We start from the raw sequence: 21,660 nt of genomic DNA, 5'->3' as shown, positions 1-21,660 counted from the left end.
GCCGCAGGGCGCGCGACCGTGACGCCTACTCGGGGAGAGCCGACCGATGCCCACCGCCGTACTGACCGACCGCGAGCGCACCGCCGTACAGGCCTATCTGCGGCTGCTGCATACGGTGCGCGCCGCCTTCGACGGGCCATCGGACGGCGGCCGGCCCGCCGTGGTGCCGCCCGCCGTGCTGGCCGAGGCGGAACGGGCCCTGGCGCGCGCGGGCCTCGCGGGGAACGAGGAGCAGTTCTTCCGACTGCTGCGCGACTGGTGCCCGCCGACCTGATCGGGCCGGGCCGGGCCGGTGCGGGCGGCTGCCGGGGGTTCAGGGATGCGGGACGACCACGGCGGTGGTGACCACTCCGTCGCGCACGACCCACCTGCCGTCGAAGACCTGGAGCCGGCGGTCGCCGACCCGGGGCCCGGGGACGAGGAGTTCGGCACGCAGCGTGCCGTGCGGCCGGCCGCCGGGGCTCGGGTCGAGGGCGATGTCGGCCTCGGAGAAGTCCAGCCAGGTGCGGGTGAGGGGGAACCACGCCTTGTAGACGGATTCCTTGGCGCTGAACAGGATCCGGTCCCAGTGCACATCGGGCCGCCGGCCGGTGAGCCGGGCGAGCCGCTCGGCCTCGGCGGGCAGGAGGACGGAGTCGCCGACGCCCTCCGGGAGCGGCCCGTGCGGTTCGGCGTCGATGCCGAGGGAGGCCAGATCGCCGGCCCGGGCCAGCGCGGCGGCGCAGTAGCCGTCGCAGTGGGTCATGCTGCCGATCAGGCCGTCCGGCCAGCGCGGTGCGCCCCGCTCGCCGCTGAGGATGGGCTGGGCGGGCACGCCGAGCTTCTCCATGGCGCGCCGGGCGCAGGCTCGTACGGCGGCGAACTCGCGGCGGCGCTTGGCCACGGCCCGTTCGACGAGAGCCGCCTCCCCGGGGTGGCAGGGGGCGTCCCACAGCGGGTCGTCACGGTGTGCCTCCACGGCCACGACCGACTCCGGGAGCAGCTCCTCGATCACCGGCTTCGACCTCCATCGGCAGGATGCGGCGCAGCGTTCCCGGCGGCTCCGGGCGCTTGCGCCATTCGCGGGGATAGCCTACGGAGACCTCCTCGAAGCGGACTCCGTCGTGCCAGGTGGTGCGGGGGATGTGCAGATGGCCGTAGACCATGGTGGCCACGCGGAACCGGCGGTGCCAGTCGGCGGTCAGCAGGGTGCCGCACCACATGGCGAACTCGGGATACCACAGCACCTCGGTGGGATGCCGGTGCAGGGGATAGTGGTTGACCGGTACGACCGGCAGTTCCGCGGGCAGCTCGGCGAGCCTGCGTTCGGTCTCGGCGACCCGCGCCCGGCACCAGTCGTCCCGGGTGGGATAGGGGTCGGGGTGCAGCAGGTACTCGTCGTTGCAGACCACGCCGGTGCCGTGCGCGTAGGCCAGGCCCTCGGCCTTGGTGGCGCAGCCGGGCGGCAGGAACGAGTAGTCGTACAGCAGGAACAGCGGGGCGACGACGACCGGGCCGCCGGGGCCGTGCCACACCGGGTAGGGGTCCTCGGGGGTGACGACGCCCAGCTCGCGGCAGAGTGCGACCAGGTGCTCGTAGCGGGCGACGCCGCGCAGGGTGACCGGATCCTTCGGGTGCGTCCACAGCTCGTGGTTGCCGGGGGCCCAGAGCACCTTGCGGAAACGGCCCGCGAGCTGCTCCAGGGTCCAGCGGATGTCGGCCACCGTCTCGGCGATGTCACCGGCCACGATCAGCCAGTCCTCGTCGCTCGTGGCCCGCATGTCCTGGACGAGTGCGCGGTTCTCCGGGTAGGTGATGTGCAGGTCGCTGATGGCCAGCAGCTGCCCGGCCCCGGCCGCAGACTCCACCCTGCACCCCTTCCGATCATCCTCCGCCGGGACCACGAGATCACATTCCCGGACACCCGGACAAGAGGCTCCCCCGCCGCCGTGTCGCGCGGGCCGGCAGCGGGCCGGCGCCGACCGGACCGACCCCGGCGAGCCTACTGGACGAGTCCCGGAAATCCGTAACATCCGCGTTGCACGCGCGGGCTCTTGAAAGCCGTATGATCGCCCCGACACCGTCACCCCAACGTCCCTTTTCACAGGGGTTCTTTGGTGTCCCTTCCTCTCTCCTGCCCGGGCACGGGCCGCCGAGCCCTGCCCGAAAACCGTGAAAGGCGGCCTGCATGCTCTCTCGCGTACGCGTCTGGCTCAACCGCACGTACGCGGAGAACGTGTTCTTCATGGATCAGCTGCGCAGAAATCCCAGCGATCGCGCCGTGGAGATCCATGCGACGCACGGGGACGCCGACTCCCCCGTCCTGGCCGCCGCCGACACCGCCGAACTGGAGCCGGAGGGCCTGTCCCCGGCCGGCTACGTCGAGTACGCGCTGGACCAGTGCGCCCGGCGCGGCATCGACGTGTTCGTGCCCCGGCTGCACCAGGCCGCGATCGTGCGGCACCGCGCGGAGTTCGCCGCCGCGGGTACGGCGCTGCTGGCGCCGACGCCCGAGGCGGTGGCCGTCTTCGAGGACAAGGCGACCGCGTACGAGGCGGTCCGCTCGGTGGGCGTCCCGGTGCCGCCGTGGTGGCGGGTGCGTACGGCCGACGAACTCCTCGCCGCAGTGGAGGAGTTGGAGGCGGCCGGACACCGGGCGTGCTTCAAGCCGGCTGCCGGTGCGGGCGGGGTCGGCTTCCGGATGATCACCCGCGGCCCGTTCTCGCTGGCCCAGCTCGAGGGGTTCCCGAGCCCGTACGTCCAGCTCGACCTCGTCGTCGAGGCGCTGCGGCGGTCCGGGCAGCCGGTGGACTGGCTGGTGATGCCGCGCCTGGAGCAGCCCGAGGTGTCGGTCGACTGCCTGACCGGGCCCGACAGCCGGCTGCGGCTCGCGGTGGGCCGCACCAAGAACGGCCGCCGCAGGGGGTTCACCCTGGACGAGCGGTGGCTGGAGCCGGCCCGGCTGATCGCGGAGGGCTTCGGGCTGCACCACCTGTCGAACATCCAGTTCCGCATGCTCGGCGACCGGCCGGTGCTGCTGGATGTCAACACGCGGCCCTCCGGGGGCCTGCACCAGCTGTCGCTGTGCGGGGTGAATGTGCCCTGGGCCGCCGTGCAGTTGGCGCTGGGGGAGGATCCCGGGGTGATCGAGCCGCCGTTCCTGGGGCAGGACTACACGGTGGTTACGGGGCCGCGGTCGCTGCTGCCTGTGCCTGCGGCGCTTCCGCGGCAGAGGGAGGCGGAGATCGCCCTTCCGGCGTTGCCTGCCCAGGTGGCTTCGGCGGCTGAGGTCCTGCCGCTTTAGGTCGTACGCCGACTACGGGTCCGTTGTGGCTTGTCGCGCCCGCGCGGCGGAGCCGCACATCCCGTACGGACCCGCGCCCGTCCGGGGCGCGTCTTCGCTCGCCGGTATGGACCAATCCAGCCAAGTCCCTTGACAGCCGCATTGGTCCATACCAAATTCTTCAGCGCACCTCCGCACATCCGTGCACTCCCGAACACCCCATCCCCCGCAGGGAGATCGCGTGCGCAATCCACTCGGACGTCACAGACGTCGGCTTCTCGCTCTGCTCGGTTCCGTCGCCCTCGCGGTCGGCGGGGCCATCGCCCTTCCGGGTACCGCTCAGGCGGCCAACATCCTCAGCAACCCCGGCTTCGAGTCCGGCAGCCTCTCCCCCTGGACCTGCACCGGCAATCTCGGCTCGGTCGTCTCCTCCCCCGTGCACAGCGGCTCGAAGGCACTGCAGGGCGCGGTGACCGACAGCGACAACGCGCAGTGCAGCCAGACGGTCGCCGTGCAGCCGAACACGACGTACTCCCTCAGCGGCTGGGTACGCGGCAGTTATGTGTACCTGGGCGTGAACGGCGGCGCCTCGACCTGGACGACCTCGCCGACGGCGTACAGCCAGCTCAGTGTCTCGTTCACCACCGGTGCCGCACAGACCAGCGCCACCATCTACGTCCACGGCTGGTACGCCCAGGGCACCTACTGGGCCGACGACATCGGCCTGGACGGCCCCGGCGGCGGAGGCGGCGGGGACACGCAGGCGCCGACCGCTCCGACGGGCCTGACCTCGACCGGCAAGACGTCGTCGAGCGTGTCGCTGTCGTGGAACGCCGCCACCGACAATGTGGGCGTAACCGGTTACGACATCTACAGCGGCTCGAACCAGGTGCTGACCGTCTCCGGCACGTCCGCCACGGTCAGCGGGCTGTCGCCCAGCACGTCGTACACCTTCACGGTCAAGGCGCACGACGCGGCCGGGAACGTCTCGGCCGCCTCCAACGCCGTCTCCGTGACCACGAACGCGGGCAGCGGCGGCGGCACCGGGTTCACGCAGGCCGCGCCGTATCTGTACGAGGGCTGGGGCGATCCGCCGAGCCCGACGACGGTGATGAGCGCGACCGGGATCAAATGGTTCACGATGGCGTTCGTGCTGGACTCCGGCGGCTGCACCCCGGCCTGGGACGGCAGCCGGCCGCTCACCGGCGGCGCCGACCAGAGCGCGATCAACGCTGTCCGGTCCGCCGGCGGTGACATCGTCCCGTCCTTCGGCGGCTGGCAGGGCAGCAAGCTCGGCGCCAACTGCTCATCGGCGGCCGCGCTCGCCGGCGCCATCCAGAAGGTGATCGACGCCTACGGTCTGAAGGCCGTCGACATGGACATCGAGAACACGGACGAGTTCGAGAACGAGGCCGTGCAGGCGAAGATCCTCACCGCGCTGAAGACGGTCAAGGCCAACAACCCCGGCCTGAAGACCATCGTCACCTTCGGCACCTCCACCACCGGCCCGACGTACTACGGCAACCGGCTCATCGAGCAGGCCCAGTCGCTGGGTGCCAACATCGACGTCTTCACCATCATGCCGTTCGACTTCGGCGGCGGCTCCGACATGTACGGCAACACCGTGAACGCGGCCGAGGGCCTGAAGGCCAAGCTGAAGTCGACCTTCGGCTGGGACGACGCGACGGCCTATTCGCACATCGGCATCTCCGGCATGAACGGCCTGTCCGACCAGCAGGAGACCACCACTCCGGCCATCTGGACCCAGATCAAGGACTGGGCGAACTCCCACCACATCGCGCGGCTCGCCTTCTGGTCGGTCAACCGTGACCGGCCCTGCCCGGGCGGCGGCGTGGTGAGCAACTGCTCCGGCATCAGCCAGAACGACTGGCAGTTCACCTCGATCACGGCCGGCTTCACCGGCTGATCCCCGCGGTCGAGCGCGTGGGGGTGCCCGGGCCGGGCACCCCCACGCCTTCGCCATCTCCTTGAGACGCCCGGGCCCGTCAGAACCGGCCCGAACCGCGGTACAGCTCCAGTTCCCCGTCGAGTTCCACGGCCAGCACCGTGGCGTACGGGTCGAGGTCCGCCGCGGCCGGCGGGTCGATCCACAGCACGCCGACCGCCTCGTGCAGGCCGCCGATCACCCGGTGGCCGAGCTCGGTGCCGGTGCCGAGCACGGTGACCTTGCGGACCGCCGTCGCCAGGCCCCGGACGCCGATCTCGGCGCGCGGGATGTCGAACAGCGTGAGGTAGAGCGTACGGCGGTCGGCGGAGAGGGTGCTGGGACCGTAGTGGTGCCCGGCGGGCAGGCCGCGGACCGTGCCGTACACCGCCTGCGCGTGCCGGCGGATCCACTCCCCCAGCGCTTCCAGGCGCTCGACCTGCGGCTGCGGGATGGTGCCGTCCTCCATGGGGCCGACGTCGAGGAGCAGGTTGCCGCCCCCGCCGATGGTCTCGGTGAAGTAGCGGACGAGCTGCGACACCGACTTGTGGTTGTGGTCGTGGTGCTGGTAGCCCCACGAGTCGTTGATCGTGAGGCACAGCTCCCAGGGGCCGTCCGGCGGCACGAGGGGAGCGCCCTGTTCGGGGGTGGCGTAGTCGCCCTCGCCGAGCATGCGCGCGTTGAAGACGACCTCGGGCACGTACGACCGTACGATCGCGGCGAGTTCGGGGATGCGCCACTGCTCCTCGCTGCGCTCCCACTCGCCGTCGAACCACATCAGGTCGGGCCGGTAGCGGGAGACCAGCTCGCGGATCTGGCCGTCCCGGTAGGCGAGGAAACGCTCCCAGGCCGCCAGGTCCTCGTCCTCGGCGGCGACCTCGGAGTAGCGGTTGTCCGCCAGCTCCGGCGGACGGCCCGGTTTGCGGGTCGAGGCGTAGTCGGGGTGGTTCCAGTCGGAGTGCGAGTAGTAGAAGCCGACCTTCAGGCCCTTCTCGCGCAGGGCCTCGGCGTAGGGACCGAGGTAGTCCTTGCCGAGGCCGAGGTCGCCGTACCGGGTGTCCCACAGGGCCACCCCGTCGTGATGGCGGCTCGTCAGCACGGCGTACCGGGCCCCGGCGCGGGCGAAGAGGTCCGCCCACGCCTTCGGGTCGTAGTGCGCGCCCGTGAAGCGCTCCAGCTGGGACATGTACCGCTCGTGCGGGACGATGTCGTCGTAGAACGACCAGGACTCCTGGACGCCGTCGACGGCGTAGATGCCCCAGTGGACGAAGATGCCCAGCTTGGCGTCGGTGAACCAGGGTTGCATGGGCATGGGTCAGCCCCTCCGCAGCCGGAGCGTCAGGATCTGGAAGGGCCGCAGCTCGACCGGCACACCACCGTCGTCCGCCCCGGCGTCCGCCAGCGGCCGCTCCAGCAGGTCGGTGACCGATGCGCCCGCGAGCGGGAAGCCGGTCCGCACCACGCCCCGGGCCCGGCCGCCACGCGACTCGTACAGCCGTACCACCACGTCGCCCGACGCGTCGTCGGCGAGCTTCACCGCCTCGACGGTCACGCCCTCCCCGTCCACGGAGACGACCGGCTCGGGTTCGCCGGCCGAGTCCGCCACCCGCAGGGGGAGGTTGAGGGCGTAGCCCTCGGCGACGGCGTCCTCGATGCGCGCGCCGGGGAGCAGGGAGTAGGTGAAGCGGTGCCGGCCCTGGTCGGCCCCGGGGTCCGGGACGCGCGGGGCGCGGACCAGGCTGAGGCTCACCGTGGTCGTCGTGCCCCCGTCCTCGCGGACCGTGCGGGAGACGTCGTGGCCGTAGGTGGAATCGTTGAGGACCGCGACGCCGTAGCCGGGCTCGGCGATGTGCACCCAGCGGTGGCCGGAGACCTCGAAACGGGCGGCCTCCCAGCTGGTGTTGGTGTGCGTGGGGCGCTGGATGTGACCGTAGGCGATCTCCGCGGAGGAGTGCGGGGCCCGGATATCCACCGGGAAGCCGGCCTTGAGGATCTTCTCGGCCTCGTGCCAGTCGATGTCGGTCTCGACGTCGATGCGGGGGCTGCCGGCGCGGAGCGTGATCGTCTGGGTGATCGTGGAGCCCTCGCCGAAGGACCGCGAGACGCGGATCGAGCCGAGCAGCGGATCCGCGTCGACGATCTCGATCCGCGAGGCCTCCAGCAGGTCCGTGTAGCGGTTCTTGTAGTGCTTGTCGATGTCCCAGGCGTCCCAGTAGTTCGGGAGGTCCGTGTGCAGGCGCAGCAGGTTGCCCGGGCCGGCCAGGACCTCGCGGTCGGCGCGCAGGTCGCGCACGGAGGAGAGGGTGCCGTCCTCGGCGACCTCCACGCGGACCAGGCCGTTGTCGAGGACCCGTCCGCCGACCGTCACCGGCTGCGGGGGCTCGGCGCCGGTCAGGGGCGCGCTGCCGCTCCCAGGCACCTCCACGTACGCCGGTGCGCCGGTCGCCGTGCGGATCACCTCGGCGCGGTCGAACGGGCCGGCGTTGAACGCGCGGGTCCCGCCGGCGCCGAGCGCGGCGACCGCCTCGGCCGTCAGCTCCTCCAGCTCCGTCGCGACGCGGGCGTACTCGGCCTCCGCCTCGCGGTGCACCCAGGCGATCGAGGAGCCCGGCAGGATGTCGTGGAACTGGTGCAGCAGCACCGTCTTCCACAGCCGGTCGAGCCGCTCGTACGGGTAGGCGTAGCCCGGCGCGTGCAGCGCGGCCGTCGTCGCCCACAACTCCGCCTCGCGCAGGCGGTGTTCGGAGCGGCGGTTGCCCTGCTTGGTGCGGGCCTGGGAGGTGTACGTGGCCCGGTGCAGCTCCAGGTACAGCTCGCCGACCCACACCGGGGCGTCCGGGTACTCCTCGCGGGCCTTGGCGAAGAAGGCGTCCGGGTGCTCGATGACGACCTTGGGCGAACCCTCCAGGTCCCTCAGGCGCCGTGCCTTCTCCATGATCTCGCGGGTGGGGCCGCCGCCGCCGTCGCCCCAGCCGAAGGGGGCCAGGGAGCGGGTGGCACCGCCCTTCTCGGCGTAGTTGCGCACCGCTCGGGCCATCTCCTCGCCGCTGAAGCAGGCGTTGTAGGTGTCGATGGGCGGGAAGTGCGTGAAGATGCGCGTGCCGTCGATGCCCTCCCACCAGAAGGTGTGGTGGGGGAACGTGTTGGTCTGGTTCCAGGAGATCTTCTGCGTGAGGAACCAGTCGTTGCCCGCGAGCTTGGCCAACTGCGGGTAGGCGGCGCTGTAGCCGAAGGAGTCGGGCAGCCAGACGCCCTTGGTCTCGACGCCGAAGTGCTCGATGAAGAACCGCTTGCCGTGGATCAGCTGGCGGGCGACCGCCTCGCCGCCGGGCAGGTTGCCGTCGGCCTCCACCCACATGCCGCCGACGGGCGCCCACTGGCCCTTCTCGACGGACTTCTTGATCCGCTCCCACACGCGCGGGTAGTTGTCACGCACCCACGCGTACTGCTGGGCCTGCGAGCACGCGAAGACGAACTCCTCGTACTCGTCGGCCAGGGACGTCACGTTCGAGAACGTCCGGGACGTCTTGCGCTTGGTCTCGCGGATGGGCCACAGCCACGCCGAGTCGATGTGCGCGTGGCCGACGCCGGAGATGATGTGCGCGCTGGCGTGGGCGGGCCTGGACAGCACCGGCTGCAGGGCTTCGCGTACGGCGGGGGCCGAACCGGAGATGTCGTCCAGGTCCAGCAGGTCGAGGGCGCGGTCCAGCGCGTGCAGGATCTCGTGCCGGCGCGGCTCGTGCTCGCCGAGCTCCGCCATCAGCTCGCGCAGCACCTGGAGGTCGAGGTCGAGGTGCCAGACCTCCTCGTCGAGGACGGCCAGGTCGGCGCGCCTGAAGGTGTACAGCGGTTTGTCACCGGCGGTCAGGACGTCGCCGAGCGGCGTCGGTGCCGCGAAGTCGTTGGCCAGGATGTCCGGGTTGGAGGCGGCCTCGACCAGGTAGTGCACGGCCTCGCCGCCTTCCGCCGGGTTGGCGACCGCCACGTACTGGTTGCGCGGGTTGACCGCCTTCAACGGGGTCCCGTCGGTGAGATGGACCAGTGCCTCGGCCTGGTTGCCGGGCCAGTCGCCGACGAAGCCGAGGTCGATGACCGCCTCGACGCGCCGGCCGGCCCAGTCGGCGGGCACCTGCCCGCTCATCCGGAACCAGGTCGTGCCCCAGGGCGGCCCCCAGGGGGTGTCCATCGCGAAGGGTTCGTACGTCGCGGCGGCGGCCTCCGCGAAGGGCACCGGCTCGCCCGGCGCCTGCCAGGCCTCGACCGCGAGGGGGGTGGTGGCCGCGTGGACCGCGGGCTTGATGCGCTGGTGGTGGAGGCGCTCGGCGCGCTCCTCGATCCTGCGGCGTTCGTCGTGCATCAGGGGTCTCCAGTGCGGGGGCGCAAGCGGTGGACAGGCACTTTCCGGAGGACGTTCAGGAGAGGTACGCGAGGCCCGGATGGACTTCGGTGTACCGCTCGACCAGCCGACGGGCCACGTTCACGGAGTCGACCAGCGGGTGCAGCGCGAAGGCCTTCACGGCCGTCGTGCGGGAGCCGGACTCGGCCGCGGCGAGGATCTCGCGCTCGACGGCCTTCACGGCGCAGACCAGGCCGGTGGCGTGGCCGGGCAGCGGGCTCGTGGCGACCGGGTGGGCGCCGTTGGCGTCGACCAGGCAGGGCACCTCGATGACGGCGTCCGTGTCCAGGACCGACAGGGTGCGTTGATTGCGGACGTTCAGGATGAGGGTCGCACGCTCGTCGCGGGCGATGGCCCGCATCAGGGCCAGGGCGACCTTCTCGTAGCCGCCGGAGAGATCGTCGGCCGCGCGCTCGCCGGCGCCGGCCGTCTCCCGGTTCTCCGCCATGTACGTCGCCTCGCGCTCGGCGCGGGTACGGTCCCAGGCATCGAGGGCCGACACGTCGGCGCGGACGGCCTCCTCGTAGAAGTGGGCCTGCTGGTCGCGCAGGAAGGCGCCGCGGGTCTGCCCGGCCTCCCGGTAGGCGCGGACGGCCTCGCGGTTGAAGTAGTAGTAGTGCAGGTACTCGTTGGGGATCGCGCCGAGCGACCGGAGCCAGTCGACGCCGAAGAGCTTGCCCTCCTCGAAGGAACCGAGCAGGTCGGGGTCGGCGAGCAGGCGCGGGAGTTCGTCGCGGCCGGCGATCCGCAGTCCGCGGACCCAGCCGAGGTGGTTGAGGCCGACGTAGTCGATCCACGCCTCCTTCGGGTTCGCGCCGAGCACGCGGGCGATACGGCGGCCGAGGCCGACCGGCGAGTCGCAGATGCCGATGACGCGGTCGCCGAGGTGGCGGGACATGGCCTCGGTGACGAGACCGGCCGGGTTGGTGAAGTTGATGACCCAGGCGTCCGGGGCGAGCCGGGCCACGCGGCGCGCGATGTCGACGGCGACCGGCACGGTCCTGAGGCCGTAGGCGATTCCGCCCGCGCCGACCGTCTCCTGGCCGAGCACACCCTCCGCGAGGGCCACGCGCTCGTCGTTCGCCCTGCCCTCCAGGCCGCCGACGCGGATCGCGGAGAAGACGAAGTCGGCGCCGCGCAGCGCCTCGTCGAGGTCGGTCGTGGCGGTCACCCGGGGAGCGTCCGCAACCCCGGCGGCCTGCTCGGCGAGCACGCGGGTCACCGCGGACAGCCGGCCGGCGTCCAGGTCGTGCAGCACGACCTCGGTGACCCGCCCCTCGCCGCGGTCGCCCAGCAGCGCCCCGTACACGAGCGGCACCCGGAATCCGCCGCCGCCCAGAATCGTCAGCCTCACGCCTGCACCTTTCCCGCCAGGACCACCTCGACGCCCGCCTCCTCCAGCGAGGAGCGGGTCACCGGGTCGACCGGCGCGTCCGTCACCACCACGTCCAGGTCCTCGGGACCGCAGACCCTCGCCATGCCCGTACCCGGGAACTTGGCGGAGTCGGCCAGCAGGACGACCTTGTCGCCGGCCTTGATCATGGCCCGCTTCACGGGCACCTCGACGACCGTCGTGTCCATCACCTGCCCGCCCGGACGCACACCGCTGGTGCCGAGGAAGAGCCAGTCCGCGTGCAGCTGACGCAGGTTGTCCTCGGTGAGGAAGCCGACCAGGGAGCGGTACTCGCGGCGGACCATGCCGCCGAGCAGGACCAGCTCGATGCCCTCGTCGTCGGCGAGCTCCTCGTACACCACCAGGTTGCTGGTGATCACGGTGAGGCGGCGGCCGTGCAGCTGGCGGGCGAGCCGGTAGGCGGTGGTGCCGATGTCGAGCAGCACCGACTGGCCGTCGGCGACCATCGCCGCCGCCCGCGCGGCTATCGCGTCCTTCTCGGCCACGCGCACCTCGGCGACCTCGGCGAAGGGCTGGTCGCCCTCGTCGACGACCGCGCCGCCGTGCACACGCGTGAGCAGACCGTCCTCCTCCAGCTTGACCAGGTCGCGCCTGATCGTGGCGGGGCTCACCGCCAGCTGCTCGGAGAGATCGGTCACGGAGGCGGGGCCGCCGGAGCGCAGGGCCCGCAGGATGAGTTGGTGTCGTCGTTCTGCCAGCACGCCATGAACACTACTCGTCATCTTCAATCATTTCCATGCTCACTTCTGCTTAGGGATTGACCAATCTGGCGGAGCGGCGCACGATTCCCGTCATCGAAAATGACGAGATTTGACGAGAGGCGTGCGCGTGGACGACGACAGGCCCGACGTGCTCCTGACCGGGCTGCTGTTCTACGACCTCGTCCTCACGGGGCTCGGCAAGCCGCCGACGCCCGGCGAGGAGATCTGGACGGCCGGCATGGGCTGCGGCCCGGGCGGCATCGCGAACCTCGCGGTGGCCGCGTCCCGCTTCGGACTGCGCACCTCGCTGGCCACGGTCTTCGGGGACGACTTCTACGGCGAATACTGCCGGGACGTCCTGCGCGACCAGGAGGACATCGACCTCTCGCTCTCCCGCACCGCCGAAGGCCGGCCCACCGCCGTCACCGTCGCGCTCGCCCACGGAACCGACCGGGCCCTGGTCACCCACGGCCAGGAGCCGCCGTACTCGCAGGACGCGCTGATGGGCGACCCGCCCGAGGCGCGCACCGCCCTCGTGCACCTCGAGGCCGAGCCCCGCGCGTGGCTCGCCAAGGCCGCCGCGAACGGCACCCGCGTCTACGCCGACGTCGGCTGGGACCCCACCCAGCAGTGGTCCACGGACCTCCTCGACCAGCTCTCCCTGTGCCACGCCTTCCTCCCCAACGAGACCGAGGCGATGGCCTACACCCGCACCGACAGCGCGCGGGCGGCCCTCGGCGCGCTCTCCGAGCTGGTCCCGGTGGCCGTGGTCACCCGGGGCGGCGACGGGGCGACGGCCGTCGACCAGACGACCGGCGAGTACGCGGAGGTCCCGGCCCTCGACGTCGACGTGCTGGACGCCACGGGCGCCGGGGACGTGTTCGGCGCGAGCTTCGTCGCGGCCTCGCTCGGCGGCTGGCCGCTGCACGAACGGCTGCGGTTCGCGGTCCTCGCGGCCGGGCTGTCCGTCCAGCGGCACGGCGGGGCGCTCGCCGCCCCCGGCTGGTACGGCGTGGACCGCTGGTGGCGCTCGCTGGCCGACCCGGAGCTGAGGAAGGCATACGGCTTCCTGGCGGACCGGCTGCCGGCTGACGTCGGCCCGCCGGTCCGCCATGCCCCCGTGACCCCGCCCGCACGGCACCACTGACCACCCCTCGTTCGCATGCGAAGTCCCGTAAAGATCCGAAAGGCGGTGGGAGCTGTGCGGCTCTCACGAAGAGGCCTGCTGCGCGCGGGCCTGGCCGGTACGGCCGCCACGGCACTCGGCGGCCTGACCTCCGGCTGTGCCGTACCGACCGGCTCCACCGGCCGGAACATGGTCCTGTGGTACTGGGACGGCGGCCTCGGCGACACGGTCGTCAAGAACGCCAAGGCCCGCTACGGCTCCACGGTCGACCTGGAGGCCGTCAAGATCGGCGGCTACTACCGGTCCAAGCTGATCACCACCATGGCGGGCCGCGCCCACATCCCCGACATCGCGGGCCTCAAGGGCGAGGACATGGCGTCCTACCTGCCCAACGCCGACCAGTTCGTGGACCTCAGGACGCTGGGAGCGGACAAGTACAAGAGCCAGTACCTGCCCTGGAAGTGGGAGCAGGGCATCGCCGACGACGGCACGATGGTCGGCTTCCCCATCGACTGCGGTCCGGTCGCGCACTACTACCAGTACCAGGTCTTCCGGAAGGCCGGGCTGCCGTACGAACCCGACGACGTCACCCGGGAGCTGAACACCTGGGAGAAGTACTTCGCGGCGGGCGAGCAGCTCAAGAAGCGTATTCCGGGGACCTGTCTGCTCACCGACATCCTCGGTGTCTTCACCAACGTGGTGCAGCAGGGCAGCAAGCGGTACGTCGACAAGGACCGCAACTTCATCGGCGACCAGCAGCATGTGCGCGACGCCTGGGCGCTGGCGGTGGAGGCCGAACGGCGCAAGATCGTCTCCGATCTCGTCAGCGGCACGCCGGACCAACTGTCGGCCATCGAGGACGGCAAGCTGCCGAGCAACCTCAACGCCTCCTGGTCGATGTACGACCTCAAGAGCGGTGTGCCGAAGACCAAGGGCAAGTGGCGGGTGGCGCAGATGCCGGTGCGGCCCTCCAACAGCGGTGGCTCGTTCCTGTCGATCACCAAGGCGTGCCGGGATCCCGAGCAGGCGTTCCGGATCATCACCTGGATCCTCGACGCCGCGAACCAGGCCCAGGGGTACGTCGACGCGGGTCTCTTCCCCTCCACCCCCGCCTCGTACCAGCTGAAGCAACTGCGCGAGCCCGACCCCTTCTTCGGCGGCCAGGTGACGACGGACGTCTTCGGGCCCGCCGCCGAGAAGATCGTGGTCGCGTACAACAGCCCCTACGACGTGGCGCTGTCGGCGCCCCTCCTCGACGAGATCAAGAACGTCGGCGTCCTCGGCAAGGACCCGAACAAGGCCTGGAGTGACGCCATGAGCAAGTGCCGGCGCATCGCGAAGCACCTGGGGGTGAACTACTGATGGCCACCGCACTGGAAAAGCCCCCGCTGACCGTGGAGCGGCCGCGGACCGCGCAGCCCAGGAGGGGCTTCAGGAAGTACTGGCACCTCTACGCCGCCATCTCCCCGTTCTATCTGCTGTTCCTCGCCTTCGGCCTGATCCCGGTCGGCTTCTCGCTCTATGTCTCCTTCCACCGCTGGGACGGCCTCGGCCCGATGGAGTGGGCGGGGCTGTCGCAGTACCAGTACCTGCTGGGCGACGGCGACTTCTGGCAGTCGGTCGGGAACACGATCGTCATCTGGGCGCTGGCCACCTTCCCTATGATCTTCCTGGCGATGGTGACGGCCGTGATGCTCCATTCGGCGGTCCGTTTCAAGAACGTCTACCGCTTCGCCTACTTCCTGCCGAACGTCACCTCGACCGTGGCGATCGCGATCATCTTCGGGTCGGTGTTCTCCACCAACTTCGGCCTGATGAACGCCGCGTTGCAGGCCGTGGGACTCGATCAGGTGGCGTGGCTGAACACCCCATGGGGCATCAAGGTCGCCATCGCCACGCTGATGACCTGGCAGTGGACCGGCTACAACGCGATCATCTTCCTCGCCGGCCTGCAGACCATCCCCGGCGAGCTGTACGAGGCAGCCCGCATGGACGGCGCCGGACCCGTCCAGACCTTCTTCCGGATCACGCTGCCGATGATGCGGCCGGTCGTGCTGTTCGTGCTCGTCGTCTCCACGGTGACCGGCCTGCAGAGCTTCTCCGAACCGCAGGTGCTGCTGCAGACGGCCGCCAACGACTCGACGTACTCGGGCGGTCCGGGCCACGCCGGCCGGACGATGGTCCTCTACTTCTTCCAACAGACCTTCGACAACAATGACTTCGGCTACGGCGCCGCCGTGGCGTGGGGCATCTTCCTCGTCGTCATCCTCTTCTCGATCATCAACTGGCGTCTGGTGCGGCGCCGGGGCGAAGACTAGGGAGGCCGCTCACCATGGCATCCATCAAGGGAACCCGGAGCAGGGGAATCGCCCTGCACGCCGTACTGGTCATCGGTCTGCTGCTGTCGGCCTTCCCCTTCTACTGGGCCGTCATCATGTCGACGCACACGACGAGCGAGATCTTCTCGTACCCGCCGAAGCTGCTGCCCAGCTCGCACTTCCTCGAGAACGCCCGCCACCTCTTCGAGAGCGTCGACTTCTTCGGCTCGATGCTCAACTCGCTGCTGGTGGCCGGCTCGGTGACCTTCCTGGTCCTGTTCTTCGACTCGCTCGCGGCCTTCGTCTTCGCCAAGTTCGAGTTCCCGGGCCGGGGGCTGCTCTTCGCGCTGCTGATGGCCATCTTCATGGTCCCGGCGCAGCTCGCGGCCATCCCCCAGTTCGTGATCATGGCGAAGATCGGCTGGGTCGGCTCGATGACCGCGCTGATCGTGCCGGCGGCGGCCAACGCGTTCGGCATCTTCTGGATGCGCCAGTACATGCGGGGCGCGATCCACGACGAACTCCTCGACGCCTCCCGCATCGACGGCGCGAACTTCCTGCGCCAGTACTGGCACGTGGCCCTCCCGGTCGTCAGGCCCGGTCTGGCCTTCCTCGGCATCTTCACCTTCATGGGCACCTGGAACGACTACGCCTGGCCCCTGATCGTCCTCACCAACCCGGACAACGTCACCCTCCAGGTCGCGCTGTCCCAGCTCAACGGCACCCACGGCACCACCGACTACGGCATGGTCATGACCGGTGCCCTGCTCGCCCTCATCCCCCTGCTGATCGTCTTCGCGGTCGGCGCCAAGCAGATCATCGGCGACCTCGGCAAGGGGGCCATCCGCTGATGGACGCCCTGCTCGCGCTCCGCCCCTGGGAGGCGCCCGAGGTGACCTCCTGGGGGCGGCTGCCGATGAACGCCGTCGACCGGCGCTCCGGCGCACTCTCCCTGGACGGCGACTGGCGCTTCCAGCTGCTGCCCGCCCCGGACGCACCGGTCGGCGCTGCCTGGTCCTCGGCGTACGTCCCCGGCGCCTGGACCCTGCAGGACACCGACGACCTGCCCCAGTACACCAACGTCCGCATGCCGTTCCCCGACGTCCCGCCCGGCTCCCCCGCCGCCAACCCGACGGGTGTGTACGAGCGCGAGGTGGACGTCCCCGCCGGCTGGGCCGGACGCCGGATCGTGCTGCAGGTCGGGGCCGCCGAGAGCGTGCTGCTCGTGCACGTCGACGGGCAGCCCGTCGGCATCTCCAAGGACTCCCACCTGGCGGCCGAGTTCGACCTGACGCGGGCTCTGCGCCCCGGCCGGCGGGCCACCGTACGGCTGACCGTCGTCAAGTGGTCGGACGCCTCGCACATAGAGGACCAGGACCAGTGGTGGCACGGGGGCGTCACGCGGTCGGTGCTGCTGTACGCGACCGATCCGCTGCATCTGGCCGACGTGACCGTGCGGGCCGGGTACGACGGCGAGCTGTGCATCGACTGCCACGTGCGCGACGCACGCGGCACGCTGCCCGACGGGTGGTACGTCAGCGCCGACCTGGAGGGCCGGCTCCTCGCACAGGACACCGAGTTCGACCGGCTCAACGCCGAGGACGACCGCGTCTCCGACTTCCTCGGCGAGGCCCGCATCCGGACCACCGTGCCCGACGTGCGCACCTGGACCGCCGAGACGCCCGAGCTGTACGGCCTCACCGTCCGCCTGCACCGCCCGGACGGAACGGTCGCCGACACCTCGCAGCACCGCATCGGCTTCCGCGACGTCGAGATCGTCGGCCGGGACCTCCTCGTCAACGGCGAGCGCGTCTACATCCGGGGCGTCAACCGGCACGACTTCCACCCGCTGACCGGCCGCACGGTCTCGTACGACGACATGCGCGCGGACCTGGTCCTGCTCAAGCGCTTCGGCTTCAACGCGATCCGCACCTCCCACTACCCGGGCGACCCGGCCCTCTACGACCTCGCCGACGAGCTCGGCTTCTACGTCGTCGACGAGGCCGACGTCGAGTCCCACGACCACGCCCACGAGATCGCCGACGACCCGCGCCATCTGAACGCCTTCGTGGACCGGGTCTCGCGGATGGTACTGCGCGACAGGAACCACCCCTCGATCATCATCTGGTCGCTGGGCAACGAGTCCGACTACGGCGCGAACCACGACGCGGCCGCGGGCTGGCTGCGCCGCCACGACCCGACCCGGCCCATCCAGTACGAGGGGGCCGCCAAGCTCGACTGGGCCGCGACCGACGACGCCTCCGACATCGCCTGCCCCATGTACGCGCCGATCGAGGACTGCGTCGCCCACGCCCTGTCGGGCCGGCAGACCAGGCCCCTCATCCAGTGCGAGTACTCGCACGCGATGGGCAACAGCAACGGCACGCTGGCGGACCATTGGGCGGCCATCGAGTCCACGCCAGGTCTTCAGGGCGGGTTCATCTGGGAGTTCTGGGACCACGGAATTCTGCAACGCGTGAGCGACGGCAGACCCGCCGGGCGCGCGGGCGCCGGGCTGTACGACAACGGTGTCACCGCACCCGGCCACCGCTGGGCCTACGGCGGCGACTTCGGTGAGACGATCCACGACGGCGCGTTCGTCGCCGACGGGGTCGTCTTCCCCGACCGCACCCCGAAGCCGGCGATGTTCGAGCACCGGGAGATCGCGGCGCCGGTGCGCATCGAGTGCTTCAAGCACGAAGGCATCGTCCTCGGCAACCACCAGCACTTCCGCGGCCTGGACTGGCTGGCCGGCGCGTGGGAGCTGGTGCTGGCCGACGGTACGAGGCTGACCGCGCCCGCGGACCTGCCCGACCTGTGTCCCGGCCAGACGGCCGCGGTGCCGCTGCCCTTCGCGGTGCCGCGCGACGGCGGTGAGGCCTGGCTGACGCTGCGGGTGACCGTGGCCGAGGACCAGCCCTGGGCGCCGCGCGGCACCGAGGTGTGCGTGCCGCAGGTGCGGCTGCGCGGGCCCGCCGTGGTGGCGGACCTGCCGGTGGAGGGGCGTGTCGAGGTCGACGGCGAGGGCCTGCTCGTGCACCCGCTGCTGACGGCCGCCCCGACGCTGTCGCTGTGGCGGGCGCCCACCGACAACGACGAGCTGGGCGGCATGGCGCTGCGCTGGCGGACCTGGGGACTCGACGCGCTGGTCCGCAAAGTCGTGTCGGTACGGCAGGACGGTGGCCGGGTGACCGTGGACGCCGAGTACGCCGGCACGGTCGGGGTCGTACGACACCGGCAGGTGTTCACGGCCGTCGAGGGCGGCGTCCGGGTCGACGAGGAGGCCGAGCTGCCGCAGGAGTTCGACGACGTGGCACGGGTCGGATCGGTGTTCGAGACGGTCGCCGGACTCGATCGGCTGGAGTGGTTCGGACAGGGGCCCTGGGAGTCGTATCCCGACCGCCGCGCGGGCGCGCCCGTCGGCCATCACTCCCTCCCCGTCGACGCCTTGTTCACCCCCTATCTGCGGCCGCAGGAGAGCGGCGGCCGGCACGGTGTACGGCGGTTCACGCTGTCGGCGCCGGACGCGACCGGTCTCGCGGTCGAGCTGGACGAGCCTCGGCAGGTCTCGGTCACCCGCCATCGCGCCGAGGACCTGACGGCCGCGGCGCACCATGACGAGCTGGTGCCGCGTTCCGGGTGCGTGGTGCACATCGACGCGGCGCACCGAGGGCTGGGCACGGCGTCGTGCGGCCCGGACACCTTCCCCGAGTACCGCGTCCAGGCGGGCGTCCACCGCTGGAGCTGGACCCTGCGCATTCCGTAACCCCCCGCGCCTTTCCCCGTCACGTCACCCCTCACGGAGCACACGTGTGTACGTCGCATGACCACAGCCAGGGCGAGGCCGCGCAGGCCGGTGCCGGAAGACGCGGTTTCCTCAGGGCCACCGCGCTGCTGGGTGCCGCCGCCACCGCCTCGGTCGCACTGCCGGCCGTCGCCGAAGCGGCCTCGGGAAGCGATTGGCGGCCCGATACGGAGAGCCGCCGCTTCACCCTCGCGGTGATGCCCGACACCCAGTACCTCTTCGACGGGCCGAACATCGATCCGGCGCCGATCGAGGCGTCGCTGCGCTATCTGCTGGAGCACGGCAGGGAAGAGAACATCGTCTTCCTGTCCCACCTCGGCGACCTCACGCAGAACGGCGCCAAGGAGGAGTTCGCCGCGATCGGCGAGGCGTTCGGGCTGCTCGACCGTCGGGGCGTCGGCTACAGCGTCCTGGCCGGTAACCACGACATCCGGTCGTCGACGGACGACCAGCGCGGCCCGACGCCGTACCTGGACGCCTTCGGACCGCGGCGGTTCACGGGCAAGCCGACGTTCGGGGGCGCCTCCGCGGACGGCTACAACACCTACCACCTGTTCAAGGCCGCCGGCCGCGAGTGGCTGGTGCTGGCGCTGGACTGGCGGCTGTCGGCGAAGGGGTACGCCTGGGCGAAGGACGTACTGGCGCGGCACCCGAGGACGCCGGTCGTTCTCACCACGCACGAGCTCGTCGTAGCGGACGACCAGTTGTCCGACCACGGACAGCAGCTGTGGGACCAACTGATCGCCGACCACGACCAGATCTTCCTCACCCTCAACGGCCACTACTGGCCCGCCGGCCGGGCGACCCGCAAGAACGCGGCCGGCAACGAGGTGCATCTGCACCTGACGAACTACCAGAACCGCTACTTCGGCGGCGCGGCGATGATCCGCCTCTACCACTTCGACCTGGACCGGAACGTCATCGACGTGGAAACGGTCTCGCCGTGGATCCTCGGCCGGGCCAAGAAGGGCCTCAACGAGCTGGAGCGGCAGGAGATGGAGCTCAGCGGCGACGCCGACCGCTTCTCCGTCGAGATCGACTTCGCGGCCCGGTTCTCCGGCTTCGACCCGGTGCCGGCCCGCCCGGCGCGGCCCGCCTCGCAGATGCTGGTGCGGGGCACGGTCGCGTACTGGCGCTTCGAGTCGCCGGTGGCCGGCACGGTCCGCGACCTGTCCGGCCACGGCAACGATCTCACCGTGGTCTCGGTGGGCGGCGGCACGCTCGGCTGGTCGGCCGACCACCACCCCGACCAGCCCGGCCACGGCAGCCTGGAGTTCCAGGGCTACAAGTCGCCGCTGAAGGGCGCGTATCTGAAGACGGTCGACGGCGCCCCGCTCGGCTCGGCGACGTTCGAGACGGGCTACACCATCGAGGCGTTCTACCGCCTGCCCGCCGACTGGGACCCCGACCACAACGCCTGGTCCGGGGTCGTCTGCCGGACCGGCACGGGCGGCGCCGCCGGCAAGACGGCCGACGACCCCGACGAACCGCTGGCCACGCTGTCGCTGTCCAACGACCGGGAGCCGCAGTGGGCGATGCGCCCGCTCAATCAGCAGGGCATCGCCACCAACTGGGGCCAGGAGACGCCGCTGGAGACCTGGTGGCACCTCGCCGTCGTCAACGACGGACAGCACACGACCCTGTACGTCGAGGGCTGTCCCGTCGTCCGCAACCCGAAGGCCGCCGCGGTGGGCATCACCTCCGTCGGTCTGCCCTGGCTGCTCGGCGGCTACACGTACGCCGACACGATCGACCAGATCCTGCACGGACGGCTCGGCGACGTCCGGATCGTCTCCCGAGCGCTGCCGGTCACCTCCTTCATGACCCAGCCGGCCACCCGGCGCTGAAGCGCCGGGCTCGCACAACGGACATCCCTCTCGCGGAGCGGGGTCGGTTACGATCCCGGGCGGGACGTACGGCGACAGGGTGAGGTGTCACGTGAGCGAGCGGTCTGCGGCCGAACGGCTGCTGGCGGTGCTCGCCGCGTTCGATCACGACCACCCCGCCCTGTCCCTGACCGACATCAGCCGCCGGGCCGGCCTCAGCCTGACCACCGCGCACCGGCTGACGGGCGCCCTGACCGCGTGGGGCGCGCTGGAGCGCGACGCGTCCGGTGTGTACCACGTGGGGCTGCGGCTGTGGGAGGTGGCCGCGCTCGCGCCGCGCGGCCTGGCCCTGAGGCAGCTGGCACTGCCGTACCTGGAGGACCTGTACGAGGCGACGCACGAGAACGTGCAGTTGGCGGTGCGGGACGGGACGGAGGTCGTCTACATCGAGTGGCTGTCGGGCCGTTCCGCGGTGGGCGTGCACATCCGGGTCGGGGCGCGCTGGCCGCTGCACGCCACCGGCGTCGGGCTCGCCCTCCTCGCCCATGCCGACCCGGACCTGCAGGAGGAGTACTGCGCCGGGCCGCTGTCCGGCTTCACGCCGTACACGATCACCGATCCGGTGCGGCTGCGCCGTACGCTCGCCGAAGTGCGCCGTTCCGGTGTGGCGGTGAGTGAGCGTCAGGTGACGGAGGACGCGCTGTCGGTGGCGGCGGGGGTGCGCGGCCCGGGCGGGGACGTGGTGGCGGCGGTGTCGGTGGTGGTGCCCCGGGCCGGCGCCCAGGTGCCCGCGCTGGCTCCGGCGGTACGGCTGGCGGCCCGGGGGATCTCCCGGGCGCTGGGCTGGCGGCCGGTGCGGCCCTAGCG

The 21,660-nt window shown here is 71.2% G+C and carries 16 protein-coding genes; 10 read left to right on the top strand and 6 right to left on the bottom strand.

The window, feature by feature from the left end:
- The first annotated feature begins 46 nt into the window (after window positions 1–46).
- Window positions 47–274, top strand: a complete 228-nt coding sequence (locus SRB17_RS07390; protein WP_153536071.1) for a hypothetical protein — start codon at window positions 47–49, stop codon at window positions 272–274.
- 39 nt (window positions 275–313) lie between these two features.
- Here SRB17_RS07390 and SRB17_RS07385 read toward each other — a convergent pair whose 3' ends face one another.
- Together SRB17_RS07385 and SRB17_RS07380 are read right to left on the bottom strand one after the other, a co-directional pair.
- Window positions 314–994, bottom strand: coding sequence for a 4'-phosphopantetheinyl transferase family protein (locus SRB17_RS07385; RefSeq protein ID WP_323375141.1), 681 nt, complete (start codon window positions 992–994; stop codon window positions 314–316).
- A complete protein-coding gene (locus SRB17_RS07380) occupies window positions 942–1,847 on the bottom strand; it encodes a metallophosphoesterase (RefSeq protein WP_323375140.1) in 906 nt (301 codons plus the stop codon). The genes SRB17_RS07385 and SRB17_RS07380 overlap by 53 nt, the downstream gene beginning before the upstream one ends.
- Before the next feature lie 320 nt (window positions 1,848–2,167).
- On the opposite strand from SRB17_RS07380, the gene SRB17_RS07375 reads away from it, so the two are divergent.
- The gene (locus SRB17_RS07375) at window positions 2,168–3,283 is read left to right on the top strand and encodes an ATP-grasp domain-containing protein (protein WP_153536067.1); all 1,116 of its coding nucleotides are present in this window, start codon (window positions 2,168–2,170) and stop codon (window positions 3,281–3,283) included.
- Between the two features lie 220 nt (window positions 3,284–3,503).
- Window positions 3,504–5,189 carry a carbohydrate binding domain-containing protein gene (locus tag SRB17_RS07370; RefSeq protein WP_323375139.1) on the top strand — a complete coding sequence of 562 codons (1,686 nt, stop codon included), beginning with the start codon at window positions 3,504–3,506 and terminating at the stop codon, window positions 5,187–5,189.
- Between the two features lie 79 nt (window positions 5,190–5,268).
- Here SRB17_RS07370 and SRB17_RS07365 read toward each other — a convergent pair whose 3' ends face one another.
- From SRB17_RS07365 to SRB17_RS07350, 4 genes are read right to left on the bottom strand one after another with little or no spacing between them, the layout of a single operon-like run.
- The gene (locus SRB17_RS07365) at window positions 5,269–6,519 is read right to left on the bottom strand and encodes an alpha-L-fucosidase (protein WP_153536064.1); all 1,251 of its coding nucleotides are present in this window, start codon (window positions 6,517–6,519) and stop codon (window positions 5,269–5,271) included.
- Window positions 6,520–6,522: 3 nt separating this feature from the next.
- Entirely contained in the window at window positions 6,523–9,564 is a 3,042-nt protein-coding gene (locus tag SRB17_RS07360) for an alpha-mannosidase (RefSeq protein WP_153536062.1), read from the bottom strand.
- Between the two features lie 55 nt (window positions 9,565–9,619).
- Window positions 9,620–10,957 carry a 6-phospho-beta-glucosidase gene (locus SRB17_RS07355; protein WP_323375138.1) on the bottom strand — a complete coding sequence of 446 codons (1,338 nt, stop codon included), beginning with the start codon at window positions 10,955–10,957 and terminating at the stop codon, window positions 9,620–9,622.
- The gene (locus tag SRB17_RS07350; RefSeq protein WP_323375137.1) at window positions 10,954–11,718 is read right to left on the bottom strand and encodes a DeoR/GlpR family DNA-binding transcription regulator; all 765 of its coding nucleotides are present in this window, start codon (window positions 11,716–11,718) and stop codon (window positions 10,954–10,956) included. Before SRB17_RS07350 ends, SRB17_RS07355 begins: the two co-directional genes overlap by 4 nt.
- A gap of 127 nt (window positions 11,719–11,845) precedes the next feature.
- Here SRB17_RS07350 and SRB17_RS07345 point away from each other — a divergent pair, with 127 nt between their 5' ends.
- From SRB17_RS07345 to SRB17_RS07315, 7 genes are all read left to right on the top strand, one after another.
- Window positions 11,846–12,865, top strand: a complete 1,020-nt coding sequence (locus SRB17_RS07345; protein WP_323375136.1) for a carbohydrate kinase family protein — start codon at window positions 11,846–11,848, stop codon at window positions 12,863–12,865.
- Between the two features lie 54 nt (window positions 12,866–12,919).
- Window positions 12,920–14,206 (top strand): ABC transporter substrate-binding protein, encoded by a 1,287-nt coding sequence (locus SRB17_RS07340; RefSeq protein WP_323375135.1) that lies wholly within the window; start codon window positions 12,920–12,922, stop codon window positions 14,204–14,206.
- A complete protein-coding gene (locus tag SRB17_RS07335) occupies window positions 14,206–15,162 on the top strand; it encodes a carbohydrate ABC transporter permease (protein WP_153536054.1) in 957 nt (318 codons plus the stop codon). The genes SRB17_RS07340 and SRB17_RS07335 overlap by 1 nt, the downstream gene beginning before the upstream one ends.
- Window positions 15,163–15,176: 14 nt before the next feature.
- Window positions 15,177–16,013 carry a carbohydrate ABC transporter permease gene (locus tag SRB17_RS07330; protein WP_153536052.1) on the top strand — a complete coding sequence of 279 codons (837 nt, stop codon included), beginning with the start codon at window positions 15,177–15,179 and terminating at the stop codon, window positions 16,011–16,013.
- On the top strand, window positions 16,013–18,928 hold the full coding sequence (locus tag SRB17_RS07325; RefSeq protein ID WP_153536050.1) for a glycoside hydrolase family 2 TIM barrel-domain containing protein: 2,916 nt from the start codon (window positions 16,013–16,015) through the stop codon (window positions 18,926–18,928). Before SRB17_RS07330 ends, SRB17_RS07325 begins: the two co-directional genes overlap by 1 nt.
- A gap of 44 nt (window positions 18,929–18,972) precedes the next feature.
- Entirely contained in the window at window positions 18,973–20,814 is a 1,842-nt protein-coding gene (locus SRB17_RS07320) for a LamG-like jellyroll fold domain-containing protein (RefSeq protein ID WP_323375134.1), read from the top strand.
- A gap of 91 nt (window positions 20,815–20,905) precedes the next feature.
- Window positions 20,906–21,658 (top strand): IclR family transcriptional regulator, encoded by a 753-nt coding sequence (locus SRB17_RS07315; protein ID WP_323375133.1) that lies wholly within the window; start codon window positions 20,906–20,908, stop codon window positions 21,656–21,658.
- The last annotated feature ends 2 nt before the right edge of the window (window positions 21,659–21,660 follow it).

The sequence above is a fragment of the Streptomyces sp. RB17 genome (assembly GCF_009604455.1).
GTDB lineage: Bacteria > Actinomycetota > Actinomycetes > Streptomycetales > Streptomycetaceae > Streptomyces.
The sequence above is the reverse complement of the archived record's forward strand: the minus strand, read 5'-3'. Positions and strand labels throughout refer to the sequence as shown.